We start from the raw sequence: 12850 nt of genomic DNA on the forward strand, positions 1-12850 counted from the left end.
ACATTAGTATAAATCTAAATTATCGATCATGGCACAATTTGACCCTGCGTATGCTATAACTATGCACAACGAAGGCGGCTACGCCAACAATCCCTCAGATCACGGCGGCGAAACTTATAAAGGTATTGCCATAAAGTTTTGGCCCAACTGGCATGGCTGGCCTATTGTACATAGTATTGCCGCAACGCATCCCGCAAGCTTAAACACCGCGCTGGCTGCCAACGCAGATCTGCAGCAGATGGTGCAATCATTTTATAAAGCTAATTTCTGGGATACCGAATCACTGGACAATGTGACCGACCAGCAAGTTGCCAACCAGCTTTTTGATATTGCAACCAATATGGGTACGGGGATAGCCGCAAGGTTTATGCAGGAAGCTGTAAATACGCTTAGCCCGGGTAAGCTTACGGTAGATGGTCAGATTGGCCCGTTAAGCCTTGCTGCCTTAAACGGTGCAAACCAGCAATCACTTTATAATGCTATTATACAATTGCGTAAAGCAAGGTACCAGGCCATTATTGCCAAGGACCCGTCGCAGCAACAATTTGCCAACTCATGGAATAGCAGGATGCCTGCTTATGTCGTTTGATTTTATAAAGTCGTTAATCTAAAGTCTTTAGTCCCGAGTCAAATAAATTACTTATGACTTCAGACTAAAGACTTTAGACTTGAAAAACTATCTTGTATAGTTAGGTGCTTCTTTAGTGATAGTAATATCATGCGGGTGCGACTCGCGGATACCTGAAGCTGTAATACGGACAAATTTAGCTTGCTGTAAGGTTTCGATATCCTTCGCACCGCAATAGCCCATACTTGCACGCAAGCCACCAACAAACTGGTAGATCACTTCAGACAAGGTGCCTTTGTATGGTACACGGCCTACAATACCTTCGGGAACAAGCTTTTTAATATCGTCTTCAACATCCTGGAAATAGCGGTCTTTTGAACCTTGTTCCATGGCTTCTATCGAGCCCATGCCACGGTATGATTTGAAACGGCGGCCTTCGTAAATAATGCTTTCGCCGGGCGACTCTTCAACACCGGCAAATAATGAACCTGCCATAATGGTACCTGCACCCGCAGCAATTGCCTTGGCGATATCGCCTGTGTGTTTGATACCACCGTCGGCAATTACCGGTACACCTGTGCCTTTTAAAGCCTTGGCACACTCATAAACCGCATACAATTGCGGAACGCCTACACCGGCTATGATCCGGGTGGTACAGATAGAGCCCGGGCCAATACCAACTTTAACACCATCTGCGCCGGCTTCGGCTAATGCTGTGGCGGCTTCGCCGGTGGCTACGTTGCCTGCAATAACCTGCAGGTCGGGATATTTGGCTTTTACTTCTTTTAATTTATCGATAACACCTTTCGAATGGCCGTGAGCCGTATCAATAGCGATAACGTCTACACCTGCTTTTACAAGGGCATCTACCCTATCCATCGTATCGGCGGTAACACCAACTGCCGCGCCTACGCGTAAGCGGCCATGCTCGTCTTTACAGGCATTAGGGAAGTTTTTGAATTTCTGAATATCTTTAAAGGTGATCAAACCTATCAATATGCCGTTATCATCAACAACAGGCAACTTTTCGATCTTATATTGTTGTAGTATTTCTTCAGCTTGCGAAAGGTTGGTGCCTTTTGCTGCCGTGATCAGGTTGGTTTTGGTCATTACTTCCTGAACCGGTTTACTCATCTCTTTCTGGAAACGCAGGTCGCGGTTGGTTATAATACCTTTCAACTTGTTTGTTTCGTCAACAACCGGGATGCCGCCTATTTTGTATTCGCGCATGATCTTTACCGCGTCGCCTACGGTTGATGCTTCATGCAGGGTAACCGGGTCCTGGATCATTCCGCTCTCAGAGCGCTTAACTTTACGTACCTCGTCTGCCTGGCGGTTAATGCTCATGTTTTTGTGCAGCATACCCAAGCCACCTGCCTGCGCCATGGCAATAGCCATTTGCGATTCGGTAACGGTGTCCATCGCAGCGGATACCAAGGGAACATTTAATCTGATGGTACGGGTTAGAAATGAGCCGGTGTTTACGTCGCGCGGTAAAACTTCTGAATAAGCCGGGAGTAATAGTACGTCGTCGTAGGTTAAACCTTCTCCGACAAATTTTGATGGGTCTGACAGCATAGCAAATAATTATTTTGGAGGTATTATTTGCCGGGCAAAGCTAATGAAATATTCCGGATTAGGAAAGTGATGCTACGAAATTGTTTGAGATTTACACTGCCGTGTCAATTGCAAAACACGATGCCTGACAAGCGTGTTTATTTAACGCGTGTGACCCGATAGCTATCGGGAATACTGCCACCATATCTTTTATTTTATTTAATTACCTAATAATGAAAATATTAAAAGCAATTACTTTACCGTAACTGTTGGTATCGCGTCACCCACCTCATGGCCTGCATTTGCTTTAAAATCAAAGCCTAACAGCATTGATAAGGTTTGGGCCAGTTGTTTATGGTAAGTAGTTGTTGGGCTTTTCATTTCTCCTGCCGGCGGGGTATCAGGCCCTATCACTGCAAACCACGTTTGTTCAGAGTGTGGTGTTTTATCTCCATGATCTCTCCAATTTTCTAAAGGCACGTCTCCACGACCGTGGTCGCAGGTAATCAATAAGGTAGTCTTGTTTTTATATTGCGGATCGCTTTGAATATAATCCCATATCTGTTTAATAAAATCGTCCTCTTTGTGGGCCTCTTTTAAATACAATTTATATTGACCACCATGTGCCATATCATCAGTTTCATCAAAAGCAATGTACAGTACTTTAGGTTTGTATTGTTTTAAATATTGTTTAGCAAATTCAAAGGTCAAAAAGTCAAGCCGGGTGTCTTCGCCAAGCAGCTTTGGCACTTCCCGCTGGATACTGTTTAAGTACTTAATATTTGAATTAGCATCAGGGTTTAACAAGTCTGTATAACCCGAATTAACCAACAAACCCGAGCGTTTTTCATTTAGGATAGCAGGAAATACTTCCCATGATGAAAATGCCGCAACTTTATCCTGGTAACCTTTTTGTTTGTTGATATACTCCAAAACATTCATGTTTGGATTGGTTATCGGATCGTTTGTATTCATCCTTACATCCGGGAAACCGGTAAAAATTTCATTATAACCGGGATAAGAGAATTTATAAGGATTAGCTACTTCATCTTTACTACCAAGATCTCTGTTACCATATAACTGGCCTTTTTGTGCAATAACCGACCAAAAGAAAGGCAATAACATTTCGCGTCGCTGCTGCGGTGTTTCTGCCCAAAACATTTTCCTGATCTCGTCTTTATCATCTGTAAATTTTGAATTTATCAATGCAGAATCAGCACCGCGGTAAAGTTATTCCCACCTGAAACCGTCAAGCGTAACAATTACCAGATTCTCTGTCTTATGCGACTGTGCGTTAATGTTTATAAACGTTAAACCTGCCAGGATAGTTAACAGTATTTTTTTCATTTTTGATAATTATTGAGGTTTGTTTTCTGGCCCCGGGAGGATAACCCAGCGATTTACCGTATTATGGGCGCTTTGATAAATACCGCTTTTTTTAGTCAGCATTTGCGCAAAACCATTTAGCGTGACCAGTAATAGTAAAAATATAAGACACTTGATTTTACCCGGCATTTTGAAAGTAGTTGTAATAAACAATACTGCCGTAAAAATAAAATCATTTATAGGAGCTTATATTATCAAATCATTATGATTTAAGTTAGATGGGTAAATATTTATGTATAAAAATATATTACTAATACTTCCCTACTATTACCTTATAAAACTGATCAAAGTTGAGATATTGATTAGCCAGTTTCAATAATTCATCAGCAGTAACTGTTTTTACGATCTGGGTATAACGATCATAATAAGCATAATCCAAACCCGAGAAATACAGGTTTTTAAACTTATCGGCGTGCGAGAATACATTTTCCAGGCTGCCTAATAACGAACCCAGCATATAATTACGCACCAGTGCCAGTTCATCATCCGGGATCAGTTCTGTTTTTAACAGGTTGATCTCTTTCTCTATTTCAACCGTAGCTGCCTTGCAAACATCGGCACCTACTTCCGTAGCTATAAACAAGGCCCCACCCTGTTTATAAGACGTTATACCCGACCCAATGCCATACGTATAGCCTTTGTCTTCGCGGATGTTATTCATCAGCCTGGAGCCAAAATAACCACCTAAAACGGTGTTCAATACTTGTACAGCAGGGAAATCCGAGTGTTCACGGTTAATAAACGGCAAACCCATGCGGATAGCAGATTGCAGGGCTTCCGGCTTTTCTACAAAATAAAAATGTTCGGCAGCATGGTTAACTTTTGGCTGGGTAATATCAGCAGCGGCCGGTTGGTTTTTCCATTCGCTTTCAAAAGTAGCGGCTAGCAGGTCAAGCGCTTTTTGCTCAACTTTACCGGCAATAATAACGGTACAGTTTGAAGGCTGGTACATTTGCTCATAATGCACCAACAAATCTTCACGTTGCAAAGTATTGTAAGTTTCAACCTCGGCAGTTAAGCCGTAAATGGTATCGCCATAAAGTGCCTTATTAAAAGTACGGCGGGCAACAACGTCATTTTTTTGCAGGCTAACCTGTAGTTTTTGCTGTTGATTGCGGATAAAGGTTTCTAATTCCTTCTGCGGGAAAATTGAGTTAGTTAAAATGTCCTTTACAACCGGCAGTGTTTTATCTAAATGTTTGGTTAAAGAATATAAGGTAACCAGCGACTGCTCAAAGCCATAATCGACTGACAGGAACGCGCCATAAAAATCAATTTTATCAGCAATTTCAGCGGCAGTTAAACTGGCAGTACCGTCAGTAAGCATGGTATTGGCTGCCATGTTTAGCAAGGGCTTAGCCGGGTCAAAACGCAGGTTATTAAAGATCCATTCTATCCGTACCAGTTCCTGATCGCCTGAATTAAAGCAGAAAATTTCAGAACCGTTGGCTAACGATTTTTTTTCTGGTCGTAATAAATTTATATTTTCGATAGCCCTAAATTCGGGTGCTAAAGTTCTGTTTAAAGTATTAGTCATTAGTTTGCTCGGCAAGATAGATTAATGTAGATGAGTTATCCTTTCTGAACAACTTGTTTGCTTCTTCTTTTATTTGCGCCGGGGTTACCGCCAGAAATTTTTCAGTTTCGTTGTTGAACAGATTGGCGTCGCCCAACAGTTCATAATAGGCCAGGTTCATGGCTTTGTCTAACAATGACATTTCTGAAAATATCATGGTCGATTCTGTTTTGTTCTGAACCTTGGTCAGCTCATCAGCCGGTACTTCATGTGTTTTCAGTAATTCTACTTCTTCCCATAGTGCCGCCTCGGCCTGCTCAATGGTTACACCTTCGGTTGGCTTGCCTTCCAACACAAACATACCTTTATCCAGGCTGCCAAACACATAAGCGTGAACCTCGCTAAAAAGCTGTTTATCCTTCACCAAATTACGGTACATACGCGACGAATTACCGCGTGAAAGAATATCAGAGATCAGCTCGACCGCGTAAAATTCCTTTTCACGCCTGCCCGGCATCTGCAGGGCTATATATACATCATTAACCGGTACTTTAGCCGTAATGGTTTCGCGACGCACTTCGTGTTGTTGTGGCTCCTGCGGTAAATTACGGGTATATTTTTCGCCTGCCGGGATTGGGCCGAACCATTTTTGCGCCAGCTCTTTAACCTGCTCCAGCTTAACATCACCACCCACAACCATAATGGCGTTTTGCGGGTTATAGTGTTTTTTAAAGAATGCTTTTACATCTTCAATTTTAGCGTCGGCAATGTGTTCGATATTTTTACCGATGGTATCCCAAAGGTATGGGTGCTTTTTATAAACCATTGGCCGTAAACGCAGCCAAACATCGCCGTAAGGCTGGTTCAGGTAGCGCTGTTTAAACTCTTCTATCACCACTTTGCGCTGTACTTCAAGGCTTTCTTCGCTAAAAGCCAGGCTCAGCATACGGTCGCTTTCCAGCCAAAAAGCAGTTTCTAAATTGGCAGATGGCAGGGTGATATAGTAGTTGGTAATATCGTTACTGGTAAAAGCATTGTTCTCGCCGCCTACCTTTTGCAAAGGACCGTCGTAATTGGGGATATTTACAGATCCGCCAAACATCAGGTGCTCAAACAAGTGCGCAAAACCGGTCTGCTCGGGGTTCTCATCGCGCGAGCCAACATCATACAATATATTAACTACGGCCATTGGGGTGGTACTATCTTCATGAACAATAACGCGGAGGCCGTTGTCCAGTGTAAATCGGTTGAATTTAACCATATATAAGTTATTCGTTATAAAAGTAGTGGACAAATGTATTGATTTTAGGCTATTTGTATAAGTAAGCGTAATGTTATATTTTTTATTTTCGTTTACCGAAGGATATTAAACCAGTATGAACCAGGCCGAACTCATTAAGCAAATAACCGCCACTATAGGTAAATTAAAGGTGCTTGAGTTAGGCAAAATACTCCACAACAAAAACTTCAACTTACGCGATCTGATAGACATTACCTTATATCCTGACGATGCTATTGCATTCAGAGCAGCCTGGTTACTTGAAAATGTATTTTTACAATACCCCGAGGTTTACCTGCCTGATCTGGATTATCTTTTATCAAAAATAAACCTGGTAAAATCTGCCGGGGCTAAAAGGCATTATGCTAAAATCGTTATGCACATAACAGACAGGCGTGCGCAGGAGATCATTAAGGAAAAAGTAAACGAACTGGACCTTGAATCAACGATAACGCAATTGTTTGATTGGATGATAGACCCTGAAATAAAGATAGCTGTAAAGGCTTTTGCTGCCGAAGCTTTGTTTAACCTGCGCCACCATTATTATTGGATTACAGAAGAACTGGCTAACCAATTACAGTTTTTGATGCGTGATGGAACTGCGGCTATACAAAGCCGTGGAAAAAGGTTGTTGAAAGAATTATAGAGACGCAATGCATTGCGTCCCTACAATATATTTTACGCCTGCGGCTTATCGCTGCCGTGCAGGTTATGGCTCACCATGTAGTGATGCAATTTGGCTTCTATGGCCGATGAGCTATCATCAGCATAAGTGCCATAGGCGTTCACAATAAGCCCCTTTAAATTATATTTTGGCGAACTGACCGCGTAAACAATTGACATATCGGCGGGGTTACTTGCACCCTCAAAACGATAAAATTCATCTATCGAAAAATCGTCAGCGGTCATGTGTATGTTTTTCGATTTGTCGTCAATAGTGTCGCCTTCCATGCTTAAGTTAGCCGTATATCCTCTTTTCATCAAATCATTAGTGGCATCCACTAAAGTTTCATAATTTTCCATGATAGTGTAGTTTAAATACAGGGCAACAAAACGTAGCCCTGTAGTTATTTAAACTACAAAACAGGCATGGTTGTTTGAATTGTTCAGAAAGATTTTTGCAGACTTAAATGGTTCTGTTGGTATCCCAATTTTCAAGATAATGTGCTATCCTGCTTAAAAACGAGCCACCTAAAGCACCGTCAACCACACGGTGATCATACGATAACGACAGGAACATCATATGCCTTATCGCTATTACATCGCCCTGCGGAGTTTCAATAACGGCAGGCTTTTTCTTGATAGCCCCAACCGCTAAAATAGCAACCTGCGGCTGGTTAATTATTGGCGTGCCCATTACGTTACCAAATGTACCCACGTTGGTAATGGTGAAGGTTCCGTCTTTTACATCATCAGGCTGTAGCTTGCCGGTACGTGCCTTATTAGCCAGGCTGTTTACCGCTTTGGTTATGCCAAGCAGGTTTAATTCTTCGGCCTTTTTAATTACCGGCACAATTAAATTACCACTCGGTAAAGCAGTAGCCATGCTGATATTTATAGCAGCTTTTTTAATGATCTGCGTACCGTTTACAGATACGTTAACCAATGGGTAATCTTTAATGGCTTTCACCACAGCCTCAATAAATATAGGGGTGAAAGTTATTTTTTCGCCTTCGCGTTTTTCAAAGCTGTTCTTTATTTTTTCGCGCCATTGTACCAAAGCGGTCACATCGGCTTCAACAAAAGAAGTAACATGCGGCGAGGTTTGCTTGCTCATTACCATATGTTCGGCGATTAAGCGGCGCATCCTGTCCATTTCAATGATCTCGTCAGCACCTGACGCTGATACTGCCGGTTTTACATATTCTGATCCTGAGGCTTCCGGCTGAGTTTGGGCCGGCGACGCGGTCCTGCTGCGCACATACCTTAATATATCATCTTTAGTTAAACGCCCTTCGGCACCCGTGCCGGGGATACTATCCAACTCTTTAATATCTATGTTTTCCTGCAACGCGATATGCTTCACAAGCGGCGAATAAAATCTCGATTCGCTTCTGAACTCGGACGGCGTCGGTGTTGGCACATCAGCAGCAACCTGCGGACGTTGCTCTAATTGCTCAGTGCCGGGGATATCCTGTGGCTCGGCTGTTGCAGCAGCTACGGGTTCCTGGACAATTGGCTGTGGTGCAGCTTCGGGTTGTGCAGGTGCAGGTGACGCAGGAGTTTCCTCCTGTTCAGGCTCATCTGTTTCAATAATAGCTATAACAGAACCTACCTGTGCAACTTCATCCTCTTTAAAACGCTGTTCAACCAATTTACCTGCTACAGGCGATGGTACTTCAGAGTCTACTTTATCGGTGGCAATTTCCATTACTGCGTCGTCGGCCTTAATGTAATCACCTGGTTTTTTAAGCCATTTAATTACAGTTGCTTCTGCAACACTTTCACCCATCTTCGGCAATAACAGTTGGTATTTAGCCATAAATAAAATATAGTTCTTTGCTCAAAATTAGAAAAATAGTTGTTTACTTCTCAACATCTTTCAGTAAATTATTCAACATGAATAATGCGCTGGTAGCGCTGCGTTCTATATTTTGCTGGCGTTTATTGCCAAATGTGAATTTCTTTTTAACTGTCTTTTTTGCGGATGCTACTGCAATCCAAACAGTTCCAACCGGTTTATCAGGCAAACCGCCATCGGGCCCGGCAATACCCGTTACCGCAATAGCGTAATCCGACTTAAAATTTAACAGTGCGCCTTCAACCATTTCAACAACGGTTTCCTCGCTTACCGCGCCGTGTTGCCACAAGGTTTCATTTTTCACACCAAGTATGCTCTCCTTTAACTCGTACGAATAAGAGATCGCTCCGCCAAAAAATACTTTTGACGAACCCGCGTGCTGGGTAAATAAATGTGATATATAGCCGCCTGTGCAGCTTTCGGCAACAGAAAGGGTAAGCCCTTTTTCGGTCATGTAATTTAATATCGCCTTTTCAAGCGGGATATCTTCTTCGGCCACAACAAAGTTGCCTACACGTTCTACGATCTTCGCGGCGTAGTCATTGATCTCAGCGCGTAGTTCGTTTTCGTTATCGCCATGCCCGCTTAGCCGTAACCTTACCGAACCCAGTTTTGGCAGGTAAGCCAGTTTAATATGTGCGGGTAATGAATCTTCAATATCAGCTATCCGTTCGGCCAGGAATGATTCTCCTTCGCCAACAGTCAATATCGTTTTATGAATGATGACAGGCAGTTTAAATAACGTCTTTAATTTCGGGATCACTTCTTCCTCCATCAAATACATCATTTCAAACGGCACCCCCGGCATTGACATATAAATTTTGCCATCCTGGTTAAACCACATACCCGGAGCCGTGCCATTTTTATTGACGATAACCTCACAATTTGCCGGTACTTGCGCCTGCAGTCGATTTATATCAAGCATCGGGCGGTTATATTTCTCAAATATGCGCAGCACGTTATCCAGTGCCGCTTGGTTTTCAACCATCCCTACGCCAAAATATTCGGCAAGGGTGTTTTTAGTGATATCGTCTTTTGTAGGTCCAAGTCCGCCTGTAATTAATATAATATCTGCCCGCTTTGCCGCTTCGGCTAACGCAGTCAGGATGTGTTGCTTATCATCAGACACAGACGAGATCTGTTTTACACTAATACCTGCATTATTAAGCTGCTGCGCCATCCATGCCGAATTGGTGTCGACAATCTGGCCTATTAGTATTTCGTCGCCTATGGTTATAATTTCTGCAAGCATTATTTTATTGATTGAAGTTTGTGTTACTGGTATAATCGCTCCGTTTACTCAGTTTTAACGCTTGCAAAATAGCTGATTTTACCTTTAATGTAACATTATATGATTTATAATAACCAAACGGCACCCAGTTTACCGACAGGTCCCAACAATGCAGATCCCGATAAATAGCGAATGAGGTTGCGCTACTTATTTGCCTGGCTACCAGGTCATAGTTGGTATTAAACTGCACCTTCCATTTAGGTGTGAGGCTAAAATCCCCGCTCAGCATGACCGTATTTGATCGCGTACTCCTGAAATAAGCATCAGAAAAACTGAAGTTGTAATTTATCACTAGGTTCCACGGTATGTTAAAGTCTACATAGGCGTAGGGGTCACTATTTAAAAGCGCCAGGCTTTGCCGTTGGGCATCGGTAGCATTTGCCAATGTGTTAGGCATATTGGGGTTATAACCGGGCAGATTATTATTGTTGTTTGTTGAAGGGTGGAAAGATGCCGGATTTAAACTGCCGCTTACACTAAAGCCAAATTGTGTGAGCTTTGGTAACTTTCCGTCCTGCCAGGTATAGCGGTTTATCTGCCTGGCGTAAGTGGTGATCTGCCCGTTGGATATAGAGTCACGGATATAAGTAACATAAGGATTAAGTACGCCGTTAAAACTAATATTTACCTTATCATGCAATACACTGGTATGGCCTGAAAACGATATTGGTTGTAACTTGAAAGAATCCGCAGCGAAGTTATAAAACGATGATAAAGACAGGCTTTGCAATAGCTGTATCTTACTGGGTGTCTGTGACGTATCGGTACTCTTAGGCCGCAATTTTGCTTCAAGGTTATTATCAATATTAAAGCTTATACCTGCCTGCCTGCCACTTGCAGGTCCACCATATACCGAATTATTAAAAATTGAGTAACGCTGATAAACCACAGGGTAAGGGACAGTAGCATTGCTTACAATTAATTGATTGTAACTTCTGTCAAGGCTTGAATAATCAGGCGAATAACTAAAACCGATAGAAGGTGTTATAATATGACGTATGGCCATAAGCTTACTGTTCTTAAAGGTAACCATACCATATATTTTGGTAGATAAACCCGCGCCTAAATTATAATTACCAACCCTTCTGAAACCCGGTACAGTATCGGTAACCAATGAATCGGCCCTTGCATAATGCTCGCGTATAGTTTGAAAATACCAGCGATCTGTATAATTAGCGTTTACGTTAAATTGGAAATACTTAAGAACGTTAAAGCTTAACCCAACCGGAATTTGATGCTGAATACCATTTTGCATCCGTTTGGTAAGTGTTTCGCTGGTAAACAACTCTGTTTCGGGCACGTTATTTATTTTGTTTGTTGCCGTCATGTTGTACGAAAGAGTTATTTTTTGATACCATTTTTGCTCGCCCACCCTGTCCTTCGAGTCGAAAGGATTGATACTGGACATGCTAAAGTTAATATTCGGCAACTCTAACGAAACCGTTTTTGCTGTAAGGTCCTGGCTATGCGAAATACTGGTGGTTAAATTAAACGGCGTACCATCCCAGGTTCTTGAATAAGCTATACTTGAACGCAAAGCGTTTTGTGTAAGTTGTTGCAGGTTATATCCTAAAGATGCCCCATTGTTTTGAAAATAGCTGGATGTACCCGCGTTCACCGACGCGCTAAAAGTACTACCGGGGCTGGCATTAGGGTTTTGGCTATGCTGCCAGTTAATGTGAAAATCTTTTGCAGCAGGGTCGCCGGGCAATCCGTTATTATGCGAACTATAGCTTAACGTTAAATTACCATTGTATTTATAACGTTTCATATAATCAAGCGAACTACTTACCTCGTATGATCCGTTTGAGTAATAAGTACCCAGGTTAGTAAGATCGGCATAGTCGCCAAAGCCTAAATAATAACCAAAATCACGCAGGAAAAAGCCGTACGTGGCATCCTCGCCAAAAGTTGGCAGCAGCACACCAGACGACCTTGTGTTAGGCTTAGGGAAAAAACCAAACGGAATACCTATAGGAATAGGAATACCTTCGATCTCAAGGTAAGCCGGGCCTGAAATGATGTGGGTCTTCTCGCCTATACCCCGGGTAATAACTATACCGTAATCGGGATCCTCGCCTTTTGAGGGCTTATCGCAAGCACTGAATATAATATTATGGTAAGCAACCTCATCCTCATTCAATTTTTTGGCCTGCCCGTGCGAAATATAGTTACCATCCTGCTCGGTAAATACGTTATGTACCAACCCTTTTTTTGTTTCATAATTAAACAGCAGCGAGTCTGAAGTGAGCGGCGAATCTTTGCCTTGTTTTGAAATAGGCCGGCCAATATAACGTCCGGTTTTAGGGTCTCTGCGCCCGCTGGCATATATCAGGTGGTTCTTTCTATCTATCCTGATATAATCGGCATCAAGTTCAAAATCGCCATAGGTTACACGGGCATTGCCTATGCGGTAACTTATTTCTGTTTTAACATCATTATAGCTGGAGTCTGCAATGTCCTTTATCTCGGTTGTATCTGCGGCAACTCCTTTTTTTGTGGTGTCATTTGCAATAACCAATCGTGAAGTGTCGTTTTTACGTGCAGAACTTACCTTAGATTTTTTACCTTTATTATAAAGTTTAGGATATTTTGCTGAATCAATCGGTATAATTGTATCTGAAACACGTTTATTTATGGTAGCCCTGCCTTTATGTGCAAAAGCTATTATGTTTACCATTAAAATAATTGCAAATAGAAAAATTAAGTTGATGAATTTCAAAATTGGTTAT

10 protein-coding genes are annotated in these 12850 nt (G+C 42.2%); 2 read left to right on the forward strand and 8 right to left on the reverse strand.

What is annotated here, in order from left to right:
• Positions 1 to 28: 28 nt before the first annotated feature.
• A complete protein-coding gene (locus tag FO440_RS17050) occupies positions 29 to 589 on the forward strand; it encodes a glycoside hydrolase family 108 protein (RefSeq protein ID WP_144249488.1) in 561 nt (186 codons plus the stop codon).
• A gap of 87 nt (positions 590 to 676) precedes the next feature.
• Here FO440_RS17050 and guaB read toward each other — a convergent pair whose 3' ends face one another.
• The 4 genes from guaB to FO440_RS17070 form a co-directional block, all read right to left on the reverse strand.
• Positions 677 to 2146: an IMP dehydrogenase gene (gene guaB / locus FO440_RS17055; RefSeq protein WP_144249489.1), complete on the reverse strand. Its 1470-nt coding sequence runs from the start codon at positions 2144 to 2146 to the stop codon at positions 677 to 679.
• 231 nt (positions 2147 to 2377) lie between these two features.
• Positions 2378 to 3331, reverse strand: coding sequence for an alkaline phosphatase family protein (locus FO440_RS17060; protein WP_144249490.1), 954 nt, complete (start codon positions 3329 to 3331; stop codon positions 2378 to 2380).
• Between the two features lie 430 nt (positions 3332 to 3761).
• Positions 3762 to 5048, reverse strand: a complete 1287-nt coding sequence (locus FO440_RS17065; protein ID WP_144249491.1) for a M16 family metallopeptidase — start codon at positions 5046 to 5048, stop codon at positions 3762 to 3764.
• Positions 5041 to 6288: a M16 family metallopeptidase gene (locus FO440_RS17070; RefSeq protein ID WP_144249492.1), complete on the reverse strand. Its 1248-nt coding sequence runs from the start codon at positions 6286 to 6288 to the stop codon at positions 5041 to 5043. Before FO440_RS17070 ends, FO440_RS17065 begins: the two co-directional genes overlap by 8 nt.
• Before the next feature lie 115 nt (positions 6289 to 6403).
• Between FO440_RS17070 and FO440_RS17075 the strand changes: the two genes are divergently transcribed.
• Positions 6404 to 6952 (forward strand): hypothetical protein, encoded by a 549-nt coding sequence (locus FO440_RS17075; protein WP_144249493.1) that lies wholly within the window; start codon positions 6404 to 6406, stop codon positions 6950 to 6952.
• Positions 6953 to 6984: 32 nt separating this feature from the next.
• On the opposite strand, the gene FO440_RS17080 is transcribed toward FO440_RS17075, so the two are convergent.
• From FO440_RS17080 to FO440_RS17095, 4 genes are all read right to left on the reverse strand, one after another.
• Positions 6985 to 7329, reverse strand: coding sequence for a phosphoribosylpyrophosphate synthetase (locus FO440_RS17080; protein ID WP_144249494.1), 345 nt, complete (start codon positions 7327 to 7329; stop codon positions 6985 to 6987).
• Positions 7330 to 7432: 103 nt separating this feature from the next.
• A complete protein-coding gene (locus FO440_RS17085; RefSeq protein WP_144249495.1) occupies positions 7433 to 8788 on the reverse strand; it encodes a dihydrolipoamide acetyltransferase family protein in 1356 nt (451 codons plus the stop codon).
• Positions 8789 to 8831: 43 nt separating this feature from the next.
• On the reverse strand, positions 8832 to 10079 hold the full coding sequence (locus tag FO440_RS17090) for a competence/damage-inducible protein A (protein WP_144249496.1): 1248 nt from the start codon (positions 10077 to 10079) through the stop codon (positions 8832 to 8834).
• A gap of 4 nt (positions 10080 to 10083) precedes the next feature.
• Positions 10084 to 12798: a putative LPS assembly protein LptD gene (locus FO440_RS17095; protein ID WP_246104254.1), complete on the reverse strand. Its 2715-nt coding sequence runs from the start codon at positions 12796 to 12798 to the stop codon at positions 10084 to 10086.
• Positions 12799 to 12850: the final 52 nt, after the last annotated feature.

The organism is Mucilaginibacter corticis (genome assembly GCF_007558865.1).
Lineage (GTDB): Bacteria > Bacteroidota > Bacteroidia > Sphingobacteriales > Sphingobacteriaceae > Mucilaginibacter > Mucilaginibacter corticis.

Coding starts and splice junctions, on each gene's coding strand:
- FO440_RS17050 (WP_144249488.1), top strand. CDS start 29: ATGGCACAATTTGACCCTGCGTATGCTATAACTATGCACAACGAAGGC.
- guaB (WP_144249489.1), bottom strand. CDS start 2,146: ATGCTGTCAGACCCATCAAAATTTGTCGGAGAAGGTTTAACCTACGAC.
- FO440_RS17065 (WP_144249491.1), bottom strand. CDS start 5,048: ATGACTAATACTTTAAACAGAACTTTAGCACCCGAATTTAGGGCTATC.
- FO440_RS17070 (WP_144249492.1), bottom strand. CDS start 6,288: ATGGTTAAATTCAACCGATTTACACTGGACAACGGCCTCCGCGTTATT.
- FO440_RS17075 (WP_144249493.1), top strand. CDS start 6,404: ATGAACCAGGCCGAACTCATTAAGCAAATAACCGCCACTATAGGTAAA.
- FO440_RS17080 (WP_144249494.1), bottom strand. CDS start 7,329: ATGGAAAATTATGAAACTTTAGTGGATGCCACTAATGATTTGATGAAA.
- FO440_RS17085 (WP_144249495.1), bottom strand. CDS start 8,788: ATGGCTAAATACCAACTGTTATTGCCGAAGATGGGTGAAAGTGTTGCA.
- FO440_RS17090 (WP_144249496.1), bottom strand. CDS start 10,079: ATGCTTGCAGAAATTATAACCATAGGCGACGAAATACTAATAGGCCAG.
- FO440_RS17095 (WP_246104254.1), bottom strand. CDS start 12,798: ATGGTAAACATAATAGCTTTTGCACATAAAGGCAGGGCTACCATAAAT.